Origin of the sequence: Streptomyces himalayensis subsp. himalayensis (assembly GCF_013778455.1) — a bacterium.
GTDB classification, from domain to species: domain Bacteria; phylum Actinomycetota; class Actinomycetes; order Streptomycetales; family Streptomycetaceae; genus Streptomyces; species Streptomyces himalayensis.
In genome coordinates, this window is sequence record NZ_JACEHE010000008.1 from 197,951 (window position 1) to 217,782 (window position 19,832).

The following is a 19,832-nucleotide window of genomic DNA, read 5'->3' on the forward strand; positions in this document are numbered from 1 at the left end:
GGCCCCGTCGACTGACTTCCGTCACTCCTCTCCTGGCGCCTCCACCCGCACTCCGATCTGCGCCGCGAACGCCGGTGCCAGATCGATGAGTTGGGCCGGGCTGATGACCGCCCCCGCCAGGCGGTCGAGGCCCCGCGCGATGCCCAGCTCCGCTGCCGACCGCAGATCGACGTCGGTCATCGTCGTCCCGCTGAAGTCCGCCCCCTTCAGCGCACAGTCCCTGAACTCGACCCGCTCGAGCCGCGCCCCGCCGAAATCCGGCTCGACCAGCACGCAGCCCTCGAAGACGACGTCCTTCAGCCGCGCCTTCCGCAGATTCAGATAGTCGATCTTCCCGCCCCGGATCAGCACCCGCTCCAGCACGCCCCCGTGCAGCTGCACCCCACCGAGCCGGGCGTCCGTCACCTCCACGTCCCGCAGCGTCGCCTCCGCGAGATCGGTGCCCACTCCCCGTATCCCCGACAGCACCGCGTCGATGAAGCGCGCGCGGTGCAGCCGCGTCTCGTCCAGCGCGCAGCCCGTCAGCGCGCAGTCCAGGAACCGGGCGCCGCCGCCGTCCTGGCCCGCGAGGTCCAGCTCGCGGAACTCCACGCCGTCGTAGTCCCCGTCCGGCTCCAGCTCACCGCCCGCGTACGCAACGAGCGGCGGCAGCCGCACCTCGGGCCGCCGCGCCTTCCTCACCACTGCCTTCACCGCTGCGTTTCGCGCCATGTCCCCCATGCTGCACCCCGCCACTGACAACGGGCCGCCACGCCGACCACGGCAACGGACCGCCACGCTGACGACGGCAACGGACCGCCATGCCGACCGCGGACAGCCGCATGTCCGTCGAGTGCGCACTGCTCCAGTCATGTCACATCCGGGGCCCTTCGATCGGTCCTAGGAGGAGACAGGCAACGCCACCGGAGCAGAGGGAGACCCCCAACCATGCACCGCATCACCGTCGTCGGCGGCGGCTTCGCCGGACTCACCGCGGCCATCACCGCCGCCGAGGCGGGCGCCAAGGTGACCCTGTACGAGTCGCACCACACCCTCGGCGGCCGCGCCCGCACCGCCGAGGGCCCGTACCGCACCAACGAGGGACCGCACGCCCTCTACAACGGCGGCCCTCACTGGACCTGGCTCGAACAGCGCGACCTGATCGGCCCGCTCGCCCCCGTCCCGCCCCTCGAAGGCTCGCGCCTGCGTCTGCATCTGAACGGCGCCCTCCGCCGCATACCGCCCCTGGCACTGCTCAAGCTGGCGCGCCGCAAGCCCGAACTGACCCCCGTCGACAGCGACTTCCTCACCTGGGCCACAGCGCAGGTCGGCGAGGCGGGCGCCCGCGCGGCCGCCAACTACACCGCCGTCGCGCTGTTCCACCACGACCCCGGCTCGCTCTCCGCCGCCTTTGTGCACGAGAGGCTGCGCCGCGCCGCCAAGCTGCCGCCCGAGGCGCACTATCCGCGCGGCGGCTGGGCGTCCGTCATCGACCGGATGGCCGCCCGGGCCTGGAACATGGGAGTTCGGGTCGAGACGCTCGCCCGTGTCGACATGCTCCCGACCGACACGCCCGTCATCGTAGCGACCTCCCTCGACGCCGCCCGCCGGCTCCTCGGCGACGACTCGCTCACCTGGGACAGCGGCCGTACCACCCTCATCGACCTGGCCGTACGCAGCCGCCGCGGCGACGCCTTCGCCGTCTCCGACCTCGACGCACCAGGCTGGATCGAACGGTTCACCGCCCAGGACCGCACCCTCGCCCCGCGCGGACAGCAGCTCATCCAGGGCCAGATCCCCATCTCGCCGGCCGAGTCCAAGGCCGACGGGGTGGCCCGCGCCGAGCACCTGCTCGACCTGGGCTTCCGGGGCTGGCGCGAACGCACCGTCTGGCGCCGCGAGTCGGTCGCACACGGCCGTACGGGGGCGGTCGACCGGCCCGGCACCACCTGGCGCGACCGGCCCGCCGTGGACCGCGGCGACGGCGTCTATCTCGCCGGCGACCAGGTCGCCGCGCCCGGCGTGCTCTCCGAGGTCTCCTTCAACAGCGCGATCACGGCGGCCACACTGGCCCTGACGGCGGCAGGGCGCCGGCAGCGCACCCACTGACCTGAACCGGCAACCGGCAACCGGCAACCACCACAGACCCGTTGAGCTCATCCGAAAGCAAACCCGTTGACCTCAACCAAGCTTGAGGTTGAAGAGTGGGTGCGTGCCGGCACCCCGGCACCGAAGGAGACACCGCGCGAGGGAACACCCCGCGGCAACCATCGAGGAGCCCGTCATGCACGCCGTCCGCCTGCACGCCTTCGGCCCGGCCGAGAACCTCACGTACGAGAAGACAGAGGACCCCGAGCCGGCCCCCGGCCAGGTGCGCGTCGCCGTCGCCGCGGCCGGCGTACACCTGCTCGACACCGCGATCCGCGAGGGACTCCAGGGCCCGCTGCCCGAGCTGCCCGCGCTGCCCACGATCCCCGGCCGCGAGGTCGCCGGCACCGTCGACGCGCTCGGCGACGGCGTGTCCGAGGCCTGGCTCGGCAAGCGCGTCGTCGCCCACCTCGGCTTCGCCCCCGGAGGTTACGCGGAACTGGCCGTCACCGATGCCGACCGGCTGCACGAGATCCCGGAGAACCTCGACTTCGCGCAGGCCGTCGCCATGATCGGCACGGGTCGTACGACGATGGGGATCCTGCAGTTCGCCGAGGTCACCCCCGCCTCGGTAGTGATCGTCCCGGCCGCGGCGGGCGGTATCGGAACGCTGCTCGTGCAGTACGCGCGGCACGCGGGCGCCACCGTGATCGGCCTCGCGGGCGGCCCCGAGAAGGTCGCCCGGGTCCGGGCGGGGGGCGCCGACCTCGCCGTCGACTACAAGGACCCCGCGTGGCCCGAGCAGGTCCGCGCGTACCTCGGCGACCGCACCGCGACGGTCGTCTTCGACGGAGTCGGCGGCGACGCGGCCCGCGCAGCCGTCGATCTGCTCGGCCCCGGCGGCAAGCACGTCGTCTTCGGCTGGTCGGGGCAGGGCCTGCACGACGGGTCGCCGCTGACCTTCACCGAGGAGGAGCTGGCCGAGCGCGGGATCACATCGGAGGGCGTGCTGGGGCCGGTGATGATGCAGAAGGCGGGCGGCGCCAATCCGGTACGCACCCTGGAGCTGCGCGCCCTCGCCGAGGCCGCGACGGGCCGCCTCACCCCGGCCGTCACACGCTTCCCCCTCGCGGAAGCGGCGGCCGCACACCGCGCACTGGAGTCGCGCGGCACGATCGGCAAGGTCGTACTGGAGCCGTGAGCCGCACCGCCACCGGGGCGCCCGTCACGTCGCCGCAGAGGAGCCGCTCCGCCCCGCCACGTCCTCCGCCCCACGACCCCGCGCCCCGCCGCCCGAAGGATGCGCCACCCCCCGATCCATGGTCTTCTATTGCTGTGACCGGCACCCGAACAGGTGAACCTGTCACCCCACCGGACCCCCACCGCTGGTGGGGCCTGGTGGTCATCGCACTCGCCCAGCTCATGGTCGTCCTCGACGCGACGATCGTGAACATCGCGCTCCCGTCCGCCCAGCGCGATCTGGGGATGTCGGACGGCAACCGCCAATGGGTCGTCACCGCCTACACCGTCGCCTTCGGCGGACTGCTGCTGCTCGGCGGCCGCGTCGCCGACCTCGTCGGCCGCAAACGCACCTTCGTCATCGGCCTGATCGGCTTCGCGGGCGCCTCCGCACTCGGCGGCGCCGCCGTCAGCCCCGGCATGCTCTTCGGCGCCCGCGCCCTCCAGGGCTCCTTCGCCGCCGTACTCGCCCCGTCCGCGCTGTCCCTGGTCACCACCACCTTCACCGCCCCGAAGGAGCGCGCGAAAGCCTTCGGGATCTACGGCGCCCTGGCCGGCAGCGGCTCCGCGATAGGGCTGCTCACGGGAGGACTGCTCACCGAGTACCTGAACTGGCGATGGTGCCTCTACGTCAACGTCCCCATCGCCGCCCTCGCGGTCTTCGGCGCCTGCGCCCTGCTCCGCGACCGCCCGGGAAACCGCGGCGGGCGCCTCGACGTCCGCGGTGTCGTGATGGGCTGCGGCGGTCTCGTCTGCGTCGTCTACGGCTTCGGCGAGGCCGCCGCGCGTGGTTGGACCGACCCGTTCGTCCTGGCTGCTCTCGCCGGCGGACTCGCGCTCCTCGCCGCCTTCGCCTGGTGGCAGACCAGAGCCCCGAGCCCCCTTCTGCCGCCCCAGATCATCAAGGACCGCACCCGCGCGGGCTGCTTCCTCACCATGGCCCTCGCCGTCGCCGGCCTGTTCGGCATCTTTCTCTTCATGAGCTACTACCTGCAGGTCGTCCTCGGCTACTCCCCCCTCAGGACGGGCCTGGCCTTCCTGCCCCTGACCGCCGCGATCATCACCGGCTCGACCCAGATATCGGCCCGCTTTCTGCAGCGCACGGCTCCCCGGGCGCTCCTGGTCCCGGGCATGCTGCTCGCCTCCTCCGGCACGCTCCTGCTCACCACGCTCACCGTCGAGGCCGAGTACGCCACCCGCGTCCTGCCCGCCATGGTGCTGATGGGCCTCGGCATGGGCCTGACCTTCACGCCCGTGTTCGCCACCGCCACCGCGGGCGTCGCCCCGCACGACGCCGGCGTCACCTCGGCGACCGTCAACACCGCGCAACAGGTGGGAGGCTCCATAGGCACCGCGCTGCTCAACACGATCGCCACCATGAGCAGCACCGCCTACGTCGCCGCCCACCTCCGCGACCCCGCACAGCAGGCGCAGATCACCCGGGAGGGCATCGTCCACGGCTACACCGTCGCCCTCTGGTGGTCCGCCGGCCTCATGCTGCTCGCGGGCCTGATCGCGGCCCTGATGGTCACGGCGAAGGCGCCCGACCGCCGGGCACCGACGGACGCACCCGTCCGCGAATCAGTGGCCTGAGCCGAGCCTCTCCCGCCGGGCGCCGCCGGACGCCCCGAGCCGCGCCAGTGCCTCGTCCGTCAGCCGGTACACCGTCCACTCGTCCTGCGGCAGCGCCCCCATCGCCCGGTAGAACTCGATCGACGGCTCGTTCCAGTTCAGGACCGACCACTCCAGCCGCTCGTACCCGCGCTCCACACAGATCCGCGCCAGCTCCGCCAACAGCGCCTTGCCGTGCCCGCCGCCGCGCCGGTCCGGACGTACGTACAGGTCCTCCAGGTAGATACCGTGCACCCCGCGCCACGTCGAGAAGTTCAGGAACCACAGGGCGAAGCCGACCGCCTCCCCGGTCGCGTCGTCCTCGGCGATGTGCGCGAACGCGGCCGGGCGCTCGCCGAACAGCGCGTCGTGCAGCTGCTCATGGGTGGCACGGGCCTCGTCCAGCGCCTTCTCGTAGGCGGCGAGCTCGCGGATCATGGCGTGGATGACGGGGACGTCGGCGGGTACGGCGGTACGAATCATGGCCGCAGGCTAACCCGCGCATGGATGGGGGCTGCCGCTCATGGCCGCAGGCTGACCGCGACCGCCGCGCAGCCGCCGCCCGATTTCCAGGTGGTGCGGCGCGAGCGGGTGCCCGTCCTCGATCGCCCACAGCGCGTTCTGCAGGACCCGGCCCAGCGTCCAGGCCCGCGCCCGCTCGCGGTCCAGCCCCAGCACCTCCGTCATCGCGTCGAACCGCCGCCGCACCTCGTCGGCGTCGAAACGGTTGTCCAGCGCCGGGAACAGCTCGAAGCCCGGATCGCCCGCAAGCGGCTTCGGGTCGATGGCGAGCCAGGGCTCCCGGTCGGCGGCCAGCACATTGTCGTAGTGCAGGTCCCAGTGCAGCAGCCGGTCACCGGGCTCGCCCGCCACTTCGCGCACCGCCGCCGCACAGTCCTCGAGGAGCCGCCGGTCGGCAGGATCCGGCACCTGCGGTACCGCGCCCGGCACCCGCTCGAGCATCCGTTCAGCGATGTCCCCGAGCCGCCTCATACCCTCCGGCGCCGGCACAGCGGTCAGCCGCGCCAGCAGCTCGGCGATGACCAGCACCGCCGCGCGGGAGTCCGGCACGGTCGTCAACATCCGGGCCGAGTCGAGGCGTTCGAGCAGCAGGGTTCCCGTGACGTCGTCGTACTCGAGCAGCCGCACGGCCCCGTCGCCTCCCCACACGCGCAGCGCGACCGGCTCCCCCACGCTCTCCTCGTCCAGGTACTGAAGCTTGAGGACCGCCTGGGAACCGTCCGCGTCGCGCACCACGGGCAGCACCAGCGCGCACATCCCGTACATCACGCGACCGTCGGTCCGCAGCCCCCACCGCTCCAGGAACTCCGCCGCCCGCCCCGGCAGCGCGGCGACGAAGGCCAGCCCGTCCGCACCGTTGAACCTGGTCTGCGTGGCCACGAGCTCGTCCGGTACCTCGATCACGCTTCGATCCTAGGGATGCGCACCATCACCGGCCACGGCTTTTCCCCGGCCACCGACTTGTCCCGGCCGGTCCCCCAGGCGCTAACGTCCGCCCATGAGTACCGTCAACGGCGGCATATCGTTCTGGTACGCCAGCGAAGGCCTCCCCACCCCACGCGAACCCCTGCCCGGCGACGCGACCGCCGACGTCGTCATCGTGGGCGGCGGCTACACCGGCCTGTGGACCGCCTACTACCTGAAAAAAGTATCCATGGGGGCCCTTCGGGCTCGCACCGGCGCGCGATGAGAATGCGCCTCGGTGGCTGGTGCTCTCACGCGCCGCTGGGGTTGCTGCCGTGCGCTGGTGCGTGGGTCCCGCACGGTGGGTGAGCATCGAGGGGCGTCGCCCGGCAGACGTCGGTGCCGTGTGGTACTGCGAGTCCGGAAAAAAGTATGACGCTGGGGCTTGAGGGACTTCTGACTGCTGCCACGAGCGCGAATCTCAGACTCTTTGAACCGGTAGGCCCCTTCGGGCGGCGTCCGCTGCGACGACGTCATGCCCGAGGAGACTGGGATGGATGTGGTGGTGGCCCGCTGCGCGGGCCTGGACGTGCACCGCGACACGGTGGTAGCCACGGTCCGCTGGCCTGGCCGTCGCAAGAACAGCCGGGGTCAGGAGACGCGAACGTATCCCACGACTCAGCGCGGGCTGGCCGAGTTGAGTGACTGGCTGTTGCTCGAACAGGTTGAGCTGGTCGGCATGGAGGCGACCGGGATCTATTGGAAGCCGGTGTTCAGTGCGCTGGAGGAGCGCTTTACCTGTTGGCTGCTGAATGCCCAGCACATGCACAACGTGCCGGGCCGCAAGACGGACGTGGCCGATTCCGTCTGGATCGCCCAGTTACTCGAACACGGCCTGGTGCGGCCCTCGTTCGTGCCGCCGCGTGAGATGCGGGATCTGCGGGATCTGACGCGGTCGCGGACGGCGGTGGCGCAGGAGCGGGCTCGGATGATCCAGCGGCTGGAGAAGGTGCTCCAGGACGCCGGGATCAAGCTGACATCGGTGGCCTCCCAGGCGTACTCGAAGTCCGCACGGGCGATCCTGGACGCACTGGTGGAGGGAGAGCGCGATCCAAAGGTCCTGGCCTCGCTGGTCAAGGGCCGCTTGCGGTCCAAGCGGGAGAGGCTGGAGGAGGCACTCGGGCACCGTTTCCGCGTCGAACACCACGGGGTGCTCGCCCGCCGGCTGCTGGCCAACCTGGACACCCTTGATGCCGCGATCACCGAGCTGGACACCGAGATCGCCCGACGGCTGGAGCCGCATCAGCCGATGCTGGACCTGCTGTGCACGATTCCCGGTGTCGGGCCGAAGACCGTCCAGGTCCTGGTCGCCGAGATCGGCCTGGACATGTCGATCTTCCCCTCCTCCGGGCATCTTGCCTCCTGGGCGGGTATCTGCCCGGGCAACAACGCCTCGGGCGGCAAACGGCGCTCCGGTCGCACCCGGCCGGGGTCGCGGTGGCTCAAGCAAGCTCTGACCGAGGCGGCCTGGGGTGCGGCCCGGGCCAAGGGCACTTATCTGGCCGCCCATCACGCCCAGATCCGTGGTCGGGCCGGGCGTTACAAGGCCATCGGTGCCACCCGGCACGACATCATCGTCGCCTACTGGCACATCGCCCACGACCGGGTGCCGTTCCGGGAACTGGGCGCGGACTGGGTCAGCCGCCGCTATTCGCCCGAGCACCGGGCCCGGCGCCTGATCGCGCAGCTCGAGGAGCTCGGCCTGAGTGTCACCACCAAGCCCGCCGAATAACCGCCGTTCTCGCCCTGCGGCCCGGTGGCGCTGACGCCTGCCTACAAACCGGCGGATTCACATCTCAGCGGCACCGTTCCTGCGCATCACCGTCCTTGAACAGAAGTTCTGCGGCTACGGCGCCTCCGGCCGCAACGGCGGCTGGCTCTACAACGGCATCGCCGGCCGCGACCGATACGCGAAACTCCACGGCCACGACGCCGCCATGCGCCTCCAGCAGGCCATGAACGACACGGTCGCCGAGGTCGCCCGAACCGCGGCCGAGGAGAACATCGACGCCGACATCCACCAGGGCGGCGTACTCGAAGTGGCGTACACCCCCGCCCAGTTGGCCCGCCTCAAGGCCTTCCACGCCACGGAACTCTCGTACGGCGAGAAGGACCGCGAGCTCTACGGCGCCCGCGACACCGCCGAACGCATCCGGGTCGCCGGAGCGGTCGGCTCCACATGGACCCCTCACGGCGCCCGCCTCCACCCCGCCAAGCTCGTCAAGGGCCTCGCGGCCGCCGTCGAATCGCTGGGCGTCACGATCCACGAGTCCACGCCGGTCACCGAGATCAGGCCCAAGCACGCGATCACGCCCTACGGCACCGTCCGCGCCCCGTACGTCCTGCGCTGCACCGAGGGCTTCACGGCCTCCCTCAAGGGGCACCGCCGCACCTGGCTCCCCATGAACTCCTCCATGATCGTGACCGAGCCCCTGCCCGAGGACGTCTGGTCGTCGATCGGCTGGGAAGGCCGCGAAACCCTCGGAGACATGGCCCACGCCTACATGTACGCGCAGCGCACGGCCGACGACCGCATCGCACTCGGCGGCCGGGGCGTCCCCTACCGCTACGGCTCCCGCACGGACAACGACGGCCGCACCCAGCCCGCCACGATCGATGCCCTGCGCGAGATCCTCGTCCGGTTCTTCCCGCAGCTCGCCGGCGTGGCCGTCAGCCACGCCTGGTCCGGTGTCCTCGGCGTCCCCCGCGACTGGTGCGCGACCGTCACCCTCGACCGCACCACCGGCCTCGGCTGGGCCGGCGGCTACGTCGGCTCCGGCGTCGCCACCGCCAACCTCGCCGCCCGCACCCTTCGCGACCTCGTCCAGCAGGACTCCGGCCAGTCCGGCCCGACCGAGCTGACCGCCCTCCCCTGGGTGAACCACAAGGTCCGCAAATGGGAGCCGGAGCCCCTGCGCTGGCTCGGCGTCCACGGCATGTACGCGACGTACCGCGCCGCGGACCACAGCGAACGCACCTCACCCACCGCCGAAACCGCCCGCCTGGCCCGCCTCGCGGACCGCCTCTCCGGCCGCCACTGAGGGACCCGCCGGGACCCGGCGGGACGACAAAGGCCCAGGTCACACGAGCTGTAACCTGGGCCTCAGTGGAGCCCCCTGTCGGATTCGAACCGACGACCTACGCATTACAAGTGCGTTGCTCTGGCCAACTGAGCTAAGGAGGCGTGCCCGTGCAGTGTACCCAGGTCACGGACCGGCCTCGTCGAAAATTTCGTCGAAGTTCACATGCGTCGGACTACTGACAGACCAGGTGAACCCCAGGTACCGTCTCGATCCAGTTCACCCGCGTGGACTACACCACAACGGGATCATCCGTAGTGGCACACCACCTTTACAACGGATCGTCCGGCACGTTCCTGCCGGTGAAGGGGGCCCCTCACCATGGCCACTGTTTCGTTCGACAAGGCGACCCGGATCTACCCGGGTTCCGAGAAGCCCGCCGTCGATGCACTCGACATCGAGATCGAGGACGGCGAGTTCCTCGTCCTCGTCGGCCCGTCCGGTTGCGGCAAGTCCACCTCCCTGCGCATGCTCGCGGGTCTCGAGGACGTCAACGCCGGCGCCATCCGCATCGGTGACCGCGATGTCACGCACCTGCCGCCGAAGGACCGGGACATCGCCATGGTGTTCCAGAACTACGCGCTCTACCCGCACATGACGGTCGCCGACAACATGGGCTTCGCGCTCAAGATCGCCGGTGTGCCGAAGGCGGAGATCCGCCAGAAGGTCGAGGAGGCCGCGAAGATCCTCGACCTCACGGAGTACCTGGGCCGCAAGCCGAAGGCGCTCTCGGGTGGTCAGCGGCAGCGTGTCGCGATGGGCCGCGCGATCGTGCGTGAGCCGCAGGTGTTCCTCATGGACGAGCCGCTGTCGAACCTCGACGCCAAGCTTCGCGTCTCGACCCGTACGCAGATCGCGTCGCTGCAGCGCCGCCTCGGCATCACCACCGTCTACGTCACCCACGACCAGGTCGAGGCCATGACGATGGGCGACCGTGTGTGCGTACTGAAGGACGGGCTGCTCCAGCAGGTCGCCTCGCCGCGCGAGATGTACGACAAGCCGGCCAACCTCTTCGTCGCAGGCTTCATCGGCTCCCCCGCCATGAACCTCGTCGAGGTGCCGATCACCGACGGCGGTGTGAAGTTCGGCAACTCGGTCGTCCCGGTCAGCCGTGAGGCGCTGGCCGCCGCGGCCGACAAGGGTGACCGCACCGTGACGGTCGGCGTCCGCCCCGAGCACTTCGACGTGGTCGAGCTGAACGGCGGCGCCGCCGCGTCGCTGTCGAAGGACACCGAGGACGCCCCGGCCGGTCTGGCCGTGTCCGTCAACGTCGTCGAGGAGACGGGCGCCGACGGCTACGTCTACGGCACCGCCCAGGTCGGCGACGAGCCGAAGGACCTCGTGATCCGCGTCAACAGCCGCCAGGTGCCGGAGAAGGGCGCCCAGCTGCACGTCGTGCCGCGTCCCGGCGAGATCCACGTGTTCTCGACCTCGACGGGCGAGCGCCTCAGCGACTGACGCGCGTCCGCGCCATCACTGCGTACGGGAGTCCCGCACCGGAAGGTGCGGGACTCCCGTCGTCGCATCCGCGGTTACATCGGGCGTTGCAGCCGCGGTTACGTCCGTCGCTGCGCCCTCGGTTTACTTCCGCCCGTGCACCCGCGGTTGCATCGGTCCTTGCACCGGCGTTCCATCCGTCCTTGCATCCACCGTCGCCTCCGTCATCGCGCCGGTCACACAAGTCGGGCACATAACGGGCATTTCGATCCTGTGCGTCAACACCCGTCGAACAATTCTCAGCACCTCATCGCTCGACAGAGTGACCAAATGTCGCCAAATCACTACCGGCCGCTACTCTCACTCGCGTGACGCACTCCTCAAGGCCGCCGGCGCGGCGCGGCGCCGCCCTCCGCATCGGCCGTACTCTCGCTCTCGTTCTGCCCGTTGTCCTGGTGCTCTCCGGGACCCTCGCGGTCACCCACGTCAACTGGTCGGGCGGTTCTTCGGACTCCGTGCTCACGGCCTCCGCCGCGGACGTCTCCACGCCGGCCAGGTCCCGCGCCCCCCAGGACGTGCTGCGCGACCGGCTCCTCCTCGAACTCCAGGAGAAGGACCCGGGCATCGCCCTCACGCACCTCCAGCAGGAGGTCAACGACCGGCCGTCCCTGGCCCGGCACTGTGTTTCGATCGCCCGCGCTCTCGGCCGCGCCGCCGTGCAGCAGTACGGAGCGTCCCGTGCCCAGTCGTTCGCACGTCCGGTCTGCGACACGTCCTTCGCATCGGGTGTCGCCGCTCAGCAGGGCTGAGCGGCACGGCACGGCACGGAGCGATCGCGGCGCCCCGGGCCGGGCGGGCGGACGGCACGTACAGTTCGGACATGACAGCTGATGCGAACGGGCTGATCCGCCCCACTCAAGCCGTCGTGCTGGCCGGTGGCCAGGGGTCTCGGCTCCGTCCGTACACCGACGACCGGCCCAAGCCCATGGTCGAGATCCCCGGTACGGGAACGCCGATCATCGGCCACCAACTGGCCTGGCTCGCCGCCGAAGGTGTCACGGACGCCGTCGTCTCCTGTGGCCATCTGGCCGAAGTGCTCCAGAAATGGCTGGAGTCCGCGGATCTTCCGCTCCGCGTCACCACGGTGGTGGAGACGGAACCGCTGGGCCGAGGCGGCGGCCTCAAGTACGCCGCCGCCCACCTCCCCCACCCCGAGCAGCCGTGGTACGCGACGAACGGGGACATCTGGACCCGTTTCTCACTGCGCGACATGGCGGCGTTCCACGCGGAGCGCGACGCCGCGGCGACCCTTGCCCTGGCTCGCCCGCGCATCCCCTGGGGTGCCGTCGAGACGGACACCTTCGGGCACATCACGGACTTCGTCGAGGCCCCGCCGTCGCCGTATCTCATCAACGCGGGTGTGTACGTGTTCTCGGCGGAGTTCACCGAGCTGCTGCCGGCCCGAGGCGACCACGAACGCACCACGTTCCCCAGGCTGGCGCGCGAGAGGCGCCTGGCAGGTTTTCCGATCCCGCAGGGCGCGTACTGGCGGGCCATCGACACGGCGAAGGACCTGACGGAGGCGGCGAAGGAGCTCGCCACGCTCAGGTCCTGAGCGAGGGTCCTGAGCGAGCCGTCAGGCGGGAGGTGGAGTGGGCGAGGCCGAGCGGCAGGGTCCCTATCGGCGCAGGGCCTCCACCGGCTGGATCCGGGCTGCGCGTACCGCCGGGTACAGACCGGCCAGCAGACCGGTGACCAGGCCGACCACCGGGGCTGTTGCGAGCGTGCCGGTGTGGATCACGGGTGTCCAGTTGCGAGCGACCGCGACGACGACAACGGTGACGGTTCCGATGCTGGTGCCGACGAGGCCACCGAGTGCACCGAGCGCACCGGACTCGGTGAGGAACTGCAACGCCACATGCCGGCTGCGGGCGCCGAGGGCCCTGCGCAGGCCGATCTCACCGGTGCGTTCAAGGACGGCCACCAACGTGGTGTTGGCGATGCCGACGGCTCCGATCACGAGGCAGATCGCGGCGAGCAGGAGGAAGAGCTCGTTGAGATCGGAGGTGACGGAGGAACGCAGGCTCTTGGGATCGGGCGGTGGGACGGCCTTGAGGTACTCCGGGTGGTCGGGGCGCAGGGCGATGGGCACTTCCTCAGCGATCTGAACCGCCGCTCCCACACGGGTCGAGATGAGCATCTCCGCGGCGTCCGTGGGCGACCCCCAGAGCTCCTCGGCCGTGGTGTGGGGGACCAGCACCGAAAGCAGCATGTCCGGCTTGCGCTTCACGTCGTCGATGATGCCGATGATGGTGAACGGCTGGTCGCCGATGAAGACGGCGGGCCGTGCCTCCAGGGTGGCGATGCCGAGTCGTGCGGCGATGCTGCTGCTGAGGACGACGACGCGCTGCCGGGTGTCGGCGTGGAAGTCGTCGTAGAGGCGCCCCTGAACGAGATGGGGGACGGCTGCCCGCAGGGCACCGGGGGCCGTGGCGACGACGTCGATCATGTCGTTCTGGCCTCTGGCGACGGCCGAGGTCCGAACCGCCAGCCCCTGACCGGTGTCCTCTCGCACGGGCCAGTGGACTCCGGCGTGTTCGACACCGCCGAGTCGCTCGACGCGTTCTCCGGCGTCGTCGGGGAAGGCGGGATCCGCGAACTCGTTCTGCTCCCGGGCTATGTCCTTGACCGTCACCTCGGTGGCGGTCAGCAGACTGAAGCGGGAGTCGATCTGGGACGAGGCCGTGGCGGTGAGGCCGAGCACCGCTACGAAGGCGCCGACCCCGAGGACGGTGCCGAGGGCAGTGAGAGCCGAACGGCCCGGACGCTGGAGTGTCCCGGCGAGGGCCTCGCTCAACAGGTCGTTCAGGGCGAAGGAGGTGGGCGGTACGGCGGGCCGTATTCGACGCAGACGCAGGCCCGGGCGGAGACGCAGACCCGGGCGGAGGCGCAGAACCCGGCGGAGGCGCAGGCCCGGGCGGAGGCGCAGCAGGATCCTCACGCTCGCTCCTGTTCTCGTACGGCTCTGCTCGGGCCGTCGTGCAGAACGCCGTCGCGGATGGTGACGGTCCTGGCCCCGCGATCGGCGACGTCGGCGTCGTGTGTGATGACGACGACGGTCATGCCGTCCTCATGAAGCCCTTCCAGTAGTCGCAGCAGGGTGTCGGCGTTGCGGCTGTCGAGGTTTCCCGTGGGTTCGTCGCACAGCAGCAGGGACGGGTGGCCGACCAGGGCCCGGGCGATGGCGACTCGCTGGCGCTCGCCGCCCGACATCCTGCTGGGCAGTGCGTCCATGCGGTGGCCGAGGCCGACGCGCCGCAGCGCCTCGGCGGCACGGCGGGCTCGTTCCGCACGCGGAACACCGGTGTAGAGCATGGCGAGGGTGACATTCTCCTGAGCGCTGCGGTGCGGCATGAGATGGAAGGACTGGAAGACGAATCCGATGTGCCGTCCTCGCAGGGCGGTGCGTTCGGAGTCCTTGAGCACGCCCGTGTCGATGCCGTCGAGGAGGTAGGTGCCGGCGGTGGGCGCGTCGAGGAGTCCGGCGATGTTCAGGAAAGTGGACTTGCCGGATCCGGAGGGACCGACGACCGTGACGAAATCTCCGCGCTCGATGGTGAGTTCCGAGGGCTTGAGAGCTTCGACGGGCGGTGGCCCGGGGTAGGTGAGTCCGACTCCGCGGAATGCGATCACCGGCGCCGAGGGGGTCACTCGCCGCTCCCCGCCACGGGCTTCGCCTGCCGGATCCCCGTGAGGACGTCGTCCCCCGCGCTGAGGGTCCGGTCGCCCACAGGAACGACCTCGACGTATCCGTCGCCGGTGGCGCCGGTCCGCACCTCGATACGGCGATGGGTGCCGCTCTTGGCCACGACGGTGACCACAGTGCGGCCGTCGGATGCTGTGGACACCGCTGTTACCGGTACGACCAGGACCTCGTCCTTGGTGGCCGCCGCCTCGACGGTGAGACGGACGTCCTGTCCGATGAGGTCGCGGGGCAGTCCCTTGAGAGGTTCGACCACCAGCAGATAGCCCGAACCGGCACCTCCCGCCTGCTTGGGGGCGCCCTGTCCGTCGCCGCTCTGGTCGCCGGACCCGGGCTGGTCCGTGGCCATCTCCTCGGCGACCGTGGCCACCTTCGCGGCGGCCTGCTGGCCGGTGATCTCGGAGAGGATCCGCACCTTCTGCCCTGCTCGCACCAGGGCTTTCTGATCCGCCTGGAGGCGCCCCTGCACGACGAGAGGGCCTGCGGACAGCTTCATCACCGGCCCGGACACCTTGGTGCCCAGGGCCACCGCCACGCTGTCGACGCGAGCGGGGAAGGTGGACGCGAACACCACCTCGGAGGCAGGGAGCAGGGGCCCTTCGGCGGCCTGCGCCTCGGCAAGTTCGGCTGTCGCCTTCTCCAGATCCTCCCGCGTCCGGTCCACCTGGCTCTGGAGGTCCTCTCGTTTCGCGGAGTCGGTGTCGGCTCCGGCGCGCGCCAGCGTCCTCTGCGCGTCCTCCAGGGCCCGCCGCAGGGTGGTGACCTGGTCCTGGGCCGATTCGACTCCCGCGCCGTCGTCGTCAACGGCCGGCAGGGGGTCGTAACCGAGTGCGGCATAAAGGGCGTTGACGGCCTTCTTGGTCCCCGTACCGAACCTTCCGGTGCCGTCCGGTGCCGTGGGATGCCCCAGCTCGGTGAGGGCCTTCTGGAGCTGTGCGACATCGTCGCCCTCGGAGCCGGGCTTGAGGTCCCGATAGACGGGCAGAGACCCGTGCAGGAGGATCACAGGGCGCCCCGACACCTCGGCCAGGAGGGCCCCGGCCCGTACGCTGCTGCCGCTCTTGACCGGCAGCTTGGTGACCACGGGGCCGCTTCCCTCACCGCCGCCGCTCGGAGTCACCTCCACGGCCTGTGCTGCGACAACGGTGCCGCGCAGGATGACGGACGAGGTGAGGACGCGTTTCTCCACGGGTGCGGTGAGAACATCGGGGGGCGGCGGAGCGGTCTCGGCCGCAGCCTGCGCCGGGGACTTGATCAGCGCGGTCGCCGCGACACCGGCCCCGGTGAGTGTGAGGGCCGCGGCCACAAGGCCGACGACCCACCTCCTGCCCCGGACCAGAGGGGAGCCTGCGCCCTTCGGAACAGCCGTCTCAACAGCCGGTCCAGCCGCACCCACTGCCGGATCGGCCGCGTCCGTCTCCGGCGCCTGCGGGGTGTCTTGCTCTGCCACTCGGGTCCTCTCCGCCGATGTGTTCCGCCGAATGTGCCGGTCCTGCGCAGTGCGCGGTACGGGCAGCTCAGCTGTCGCCGAGTACGTCGGCGGCCCTGCGGAGGGCGTCCTCGTTGGCCTTCTTGACACCGGCGAGCGCTTCCGCGTTCTCCTCGATCGTGCGCTGCTGGTAGGCGGTCTCCACCGCGAGCCATACGCCCGCCAGGTTATTCTCGATCTTGCAGGAGGCGTCCGCAGCCGCCACCTGCCGCTCGCGGTCCGTTGCCGTCTCCGACTCGCCCCACTGGGGGTCGTTGTTGGAATCCCACGGGTCCGCGTAGTCGAAGCCGCGATCGTCCATACAGGCGCTCCACTTGGCGAACGCTTTCTGCACCTGGGGGTCCTGCTCCGCCCGCTCCGCGTCCTGAATGATGAGCTGCTCGACGAACGCGTCCGGAGTCGTGTCCGCCTTGTCCATCGTCTTCTTGCCGTTGAGCTTGGCCTTCGCCTCGAGCACGCACGTGCCCGCCGCCTTCTGCGCGGCATCGGACGAGTCCCGTCCGGTCTCTCTGCCCTTGGCGCCCGTTCCGGTCTGCTGCGGACCGTGGTAGCCGGTCCGGCGGGCCTCGGCCTCATCGAGAATCCCGTACCGGCGATTGTGCCTGTTGCCCTCGACCAGGGCGGGCCGCTGGGGCTCCGCCCATGGGAAGCCCTGCTTGCTCATGCACTGGGTGACGAGGCGGTCCTGGGCGAGGTCCAGCTGACGCGACTGCTGCGGGGTGAGTTCGTACGCGTCCAGGGGAAAGGCGAGCTCCTTCGCACTCGTGATCTTGCTGACGGACCCGGTCGCGACGGGCTCGGAAGCGCCCCTGTCGTCTGCGGAGCTGCTACCGCACCCGGCGAGAGCGAGTGCGGCCAGGGCCAGGAAGGCCGGGGCGATCGTGGTGCGGCGGGGGACAGCGGCCATGGAGAGGGTCCGTTCTGGGAACTGCGTTACGGGAAAAGGAAGGTTCCCGGGCCGCGGATCACCGGGCCCGGGCACCGAATCGGTCTTGCCGATCGTCAGATATCAGGGCACGTCAGAAGCTGCACTGGCTGTATCCGCTGACCCCACCGTCGTTCCAGCAGTGCGAGCTGTACTGGTCGTTGTACTCCACGGTGTTGAGCCGGGCGTACACACCCACGGTCTGGCGCGGACCGCCGTAGTAGGCGTCCACGAAGAAGCGCACCTTCCAGGTCTGGTCCCAGCTGTCGATCGAAGAGGTGCGGTCGTTGGTGCCGACATCCGGGTAACCGCCGCCGGTGTATGTGTTGTTTATGTAGTTCGGATCGGCGTACTGATGGTCGATCCAGGCACCGTCGAGATAGGTGTTGCGATAAATGCATACCTCCTTCGACTCACAGATGCCGTTGAACTGCGCGGCGCTGGCAGCCCCGGAGCCGCCAAGAACCAACGCAGCAGTGGCTGCCAGCACTGCTGACGTGCGCATGACAGCACTCGCCCCAACCCTCATGGGTTCATTCCTTCACTCGATGGCCGCCCCCATTGCGACGAGGGCGGCAGCGGACCAGCAGAGATGGTCGAGACCGCGCTGAACTGCGTCGCAGCGAGCCACCCCCCGACACCACACCGCATCGTCGAACGATGCGGTGTGACGCGTCGGCGATGAGCATATGGCTGGCATGGATCTTTAACAATGGTCTTATGGGGACAATGTGAAGGATGGTCACACCAGGTCCGAGAAAGCGGGACAGGATTGATCACACTCCTGCCCGCCCTCCTCCGGGCGCACTTGATGGCCCGTCAGCCGAGGATCCCGCCCACGAACCCGTCCGACCCGCCGTCGCCGCCTCCACTGCCGTCGCTGCCGGTGCCACCCGAGCCGGTGCCGCCGGAGCCGCCGCCCGTGGTGCCGCCGCCCGAGGAGTGTCCGGCGCTGGAAGCGGGGGGCGCCTGGGGTGACGTCGAGCCCTGGGACGGTGCCTGGCCGGTGCCCTGGGTCTGGCTGGGCTGTCCGGCGCCGCTGCCCGCCGTCTCGCGGGCCGCGCCGGAACTGCTGGCGGACTGCGACGGGCCGGCCGCGGCCCCCTGGCCCTGTGTCGGCGAACCCGATACGGACGGGCTCTTGCTGCCGGCGCCGCGCTTCTGGTCCGGCTTCTGCGGGAGCGGTGAACCGGGCAGTTCGTTGCGCGGGGGTTCGCCGGGGCCGGGCACGGTGACACGCCCCGCGTCCCGCACGGCGCTGCCGAGCAGCGCGCCGACGAGGAGCGTGAGTCCGACAGCGACGGTCGTGACAAGAGCGCCGCGCCGCAGTACGCGCCGTCGCAGCTCCCATAGCCCGGCGCGCGGTCCGAGCGTGCGCCACGCCTCCGAGGCGAGGCGTCCGTCGACCGAGTAGACGGGGGCGCCCGCGATGACCAGCGGGGACCAGGCGGCGAGGTAGATGATGTCAGCCGCCTCGTAGACGGGCGCGGTCTTCCAGCTGACGGCGAGGAGGAGGCCGGCGGCCAGCAGCGCTCCGGTGGCGGCGGCGAGCCGCTGCCAGAGGCCGAGGACGGTGAGCGCGCCCACGATCACCTGCAGGAAGGCCACGGACAGGCCGACGCCCACCGGGTGCCGGAGCGCGAAGTCGTGCAGGGGCCCGGCGGCCGCCCAGGGCTGCAGCGAGTGGAGCCACCCGGCCATCGAGCCGTGCCCGGTCCGGTCGAAGTAGACGGGGTCGCAGAGCTTGCCCATGCCCGCGTAGATGGACACGAATCCGAGGAGGATCCGCAGAGGGAGCAGGACGACGCCGAGGTTCATACGGCGGCCGGGGTAGTACGCGTGCCGCACCGGCTCCGAGCCGTGCCGCCGGGCGGCGCGGCCCTCGCCTTCGCCTGCGCTCTCCTCGTCGTATCCGCCGCCGTAGACACCGGGGCGGTAGGGGCCGTATCCATCGGAGTCGTACGTGCCGTAGGGGCCGGGGCCGTAAGCGCCCTCGGTGAACTCGCCGCCCGCTTGGAGGTGTTCTTCGTAGGCGCTGCCCGCGGAGCGCAGCTGCGTGAGCAGCCGGATATCGTCGGCGTCGGTTCCGGGGTGGGAGGTCCCGGTGACGACGGGGGTCTCGATGGTGTCGTCGTAGCGCGTGTCGTCGCTGAAGGCCGTGGCGCCGCCGTATCCGGCGTAACCGCTGTAGGGGTCCTGGTCGTTGAAGTCGCTGCGACCGTAACGGTGGCTGCCCTCACCGAGGTTGACGCGCGGGATGACCTGCGTGGCGCCGGCGTCGTCCGTGGTGTAGCCGTTGTCGGGCAGGGTGCCCGCGCCGGTGTTGCGTACGGCCTGCAGGAGGCCGCTGGCGGCGGCGTCGCCGGGCTCGGACTTCCCGCTCCAGACGATCGGGGCACGGCGTGCGCCGGGGACGCGGCCGGTGTCGGCTGCGGCGCTCAGGTGGAGTCCGACGCGTGGGGACTGGGTTGGCCGCGTGGTGGGGAACTGCACACGGAAGCTCGCGTGGTTGACGACGACCTGCGCAGGATCACACGGCACTTTCACCATGGCCAGCGCGGGAGCGTCGTCGAACCCTGACGAGCGGCCCCCCGTGGGAGTGCGGGGTGTTCTGGTGTCCACACTCATCTAACCGAGTGACGTGTCCTTAGGACACTGCCTTGACTGCCCCGATCTGTCCGGACCGCGTCAAGATCGCCAGGCGTGCCGGCACCGCACCGCATTCGGCGTTACCAA

Annotated in this window: 16 protein-coding genes, 1 tRNA gene and 2 pseudogenes; 9 read left to right on the forward strand and 10 right to left on the reverse strand. The window is 70.6% G+C overall.

Annotated features, from left to right (window positions below; all coding sequences use genetic code 11):
- Positions 1-21 precede the first annotated feature (21 nt).
- Complete coding sequence (locus H1D24_RS15845) at positions 22-720, reverse strand: pentapeptide repeat-containing protein (RefSeq protein WP_181658194.1); 699 nt, start codon at positions 718-720, stop codon at positions 22-24.
- 207 nt (positions 721-927) lie between these two features.
- On the opposite strand from H1D24_RS15845, the gene H1D24_RS15850 reads away from it, so the two are divergent.
- The 3 genes from H1D24_RS15850 (at position 928) to H1D24_RS15860 (ending at position 4,899) form a co-directional block, all read left to right on the forward strand.
- Complete coding sequence (locus H1D24_RS15850) at positions 928-2,088, forward strand: NAD(P)-binding protein (RefSeq protein ID WP_181658195.1); 1,161 nt, start codon at positions 928-930, stop codon at positions 2,086-2,088.
- Positions 2,089-2,263: 175 nt separating this feature from the next.
- Positions 2,264-3,268: a zinc-binding dehydrogenase gene (locus H1D24_RS15855; RefSeq protein WP_181658196.1), complete on the forward strand. Its 1,005-nt coding sequence runs from the start codon at positions 2,264-2,266 to the stop codon at positions 3,266-3,268.
- 134 nt (positions 3,269-3,402) lie between these two features.
- Positions 3,403-4,899: an MFS transporter gene (locus H1D24_RS15860; RefSeq protein WP_181658197.1), complete on the forward strand. Its 1,497-nt coding sequence runs from the start codon at positions 3,403-3,405 to the stop codon at positions 4,897-4,899.
- Here H1D24_RS15860 and H1D24_RS15865 read toward each other — a convergent pair.
- Positions 4,888-5,400: a GNAT family N-acetyltransferase gene (locus tag H1D24_RS15865; RefSeq protein ID WP_181658198.1), complete on the reverse strand. Its 513-nt coding sequence runs from the start codon at positions 5,398-5,400 to the stop codon at positions 4,888-4,890. The two genes, H1D24_RS15860 and H1D24_RS15865, sit on opposite strands and share 12 nt — an antisense overlap.
- A 9-nt stretch (positions 5,401-5,409) precedes the next feature.
- Positions 5,410-6,342, reverse strand: a complete 933-nt coding sequence (locus H1D24_RS15870; protein ID WP_181658199.1) for an aminoglycoside phosphotransferase family protein — start codon at positions 6,340-6,342, stop codon at positions 5,410-5,412.
- A 94-nt stretch (positions 6,343-6,436) separates the two neighbouring features.
- Between H1D24_RS15870 and H1D24_RS15875 the strand changes: the two are divergent.
- The 3 genes and pseudogenes from H1D24_RS15875 to H1D24_RS15885 all read left to right on the forward strand — a co-directional run.
- A pseudogene (locus tag H1D24_RS15875) lies at positions 6,437-6,586 on the forward strand (FAD-dependent oxidoreductase); the annotation flags it as partial.
- A 291-nt stretch (positions 6,587-6,877) separates the two neighbouring features.
- Positions 6,878-8,134 carry an IS110 family RNA-guided transposase gene (locus tag H1D24_RS15880; RefSeq protein ID WP_258564096.1) on the forward strand — a complete coding sequence of 419 codons (1,257 nt, stop codon included), beginning with the start codon at positions 6,878-6,880 and terminating at the stop codon, positions 8,132-8,134.
- A 67-nt stretch (positions 8,135-8,201) separates the two neighbouring features.
- Positions 8,202-9,443, forward strand: a pseudogene (locus tag H1D24_RS15885) (NAD(P)/FAD-dependent oxidoreductase); the annotation flags it as partial.
- Between the two features lie 66 nt (positions 9,444-9,509).
- Here the strand turns inward: H1D24_RS15885 and H1D24_RS15890 are convergent.
- A tRNA-Thr gene (locus H1D24_RS15890) sits at positions 9,510-9,586 on the reverse strand.
- A gap of 217 nt (positions 9,587-9,803) precedes the next feature.
- Here H1D24_RS15890 and H1D24_RS15895 point away from each other — a divergent pair.
- From H1D24_RS15895 to H1D24_RS15905, 3 genes are all read left to right on the forward strand, one after another.
- Entirely contained in the window at positions 9,804-10,940 is a 1,137-nt protein-coding gene (locus H1D24_RS15895) for an ABC transporter ATP-binding protein (RefSeq protein WP_181658200.1), read from the forward strand.
- Positions 10,941-11,287: 347 nt separating this feature from the next.
- Complete coding sequence (locus tag H1D24_RS15900; protein ID WP_181658201.1) at positions 11,288-11,728, forward strand: hypothetical protein; 441 nt, start codon at positions 11,288-11,290, stop codon at positions 11,726-11,728.
- 71 nt (positions 11,729-11,799) lie between these two features.
- Positions 11,800-12,534: a nucleotidyltransferase family protein gene (locus H1D24_RS15905; RefSeq protein WP_181658202.1), complete on the forward strand. Its 735-nt coding sequence runs from the start codon at positions 11,800-11,802 to the stop codon at positions 12,532-12,534.
- A gap of 63 nt (positions 12,535-12,597) precedes the next feature.
- Here H1D24_RS15905 and H1D24_RS15910 read toward each other — a convergent pair whose 3' ends face one another.
- The 6 genes from H1D24_RS15910 to H1D24_RS15935 form a co-directional block, all read right to left on the reverse strand.
- The gene (locus H1D24_RS15910) at positions 12,598-13,836 is read right to left on the reverse strand and encodes an ABC transporter permease (RefSeq protein WP_181658314.1); all 1,239 of its coding nucleotides are present in this window, start codon (positions 13,834-13,836) and stop codon (positions 12,598-12,600) included.
- A gap of 80 nt (positions 13,837-13,916) precedes the next feature.
- Positions 13,917-14,630 (reverse strand): ABC transporter ATP-binding protein, encoded by a 714-nt coding sequence (locus tag H1D24_RS15915; protein WP_181658203.1) that lies wholly within the window; start codon positions 14,628-14,630, stop codon positions 13,917-13,919.
- Positions 14,627-16,132 carry a peptidoglycan-binding protein gene (locus H1D24_RS15920; protein ID WP_309484330.1) on the reverse strand — a complete coding sequence of 502 codons (1,506 nt, stop codon included), beginning with the start codon at positions 16,130-16,132 and terminating at the stop codon, positions 14,627-14,629. The genes H1D24_RS15915 and H1D24_RS15920 overlap by 4 nt, the downstream gene beginning before the upstream one ends.
- A 67-nt stretch (positions 16,133-16,199) precedes the next feature.
- Positions 16,200-17,078 carry a hypothetical protein gene (locus H1D24_RS15925; protein ID WP_181658204.1) on the reverse strand — a complete coding sequence of 293 codons (879 nt, stop codon included), beginning with the start codon at positions 17,076-17,078 and terminating at the stop codon, positions 16,200-16,202.
- Between the two features lie 112 nt (positions 17,079-17,190).
- On the reverse strand, positions 17,191-17,601 hold the full coding sequence (locus H1D24_RS15930; protein ID WP_181658205.1) for a hypothetical protein: 411 nt from the start codon (positions 17,599-17,601) through the stop codon (positions 17,191-17,193).
- 314 nt (positions 17,602-17,915) lie between these two features.
- The gene (locus tag H1D24_RS15935) at positions 17,916-19,724 is read right to left on the reverse strand and encodes a DoxX family protein (protein WP_181658206.1); all 1,809 of its coding nucleotides are present in this window, start codon (positions 19,722-19,724) and stop codon (positions 17,916-17,918) included.
- Positions 19,725-19,832 lie beyond the last annotated feature (108 nt).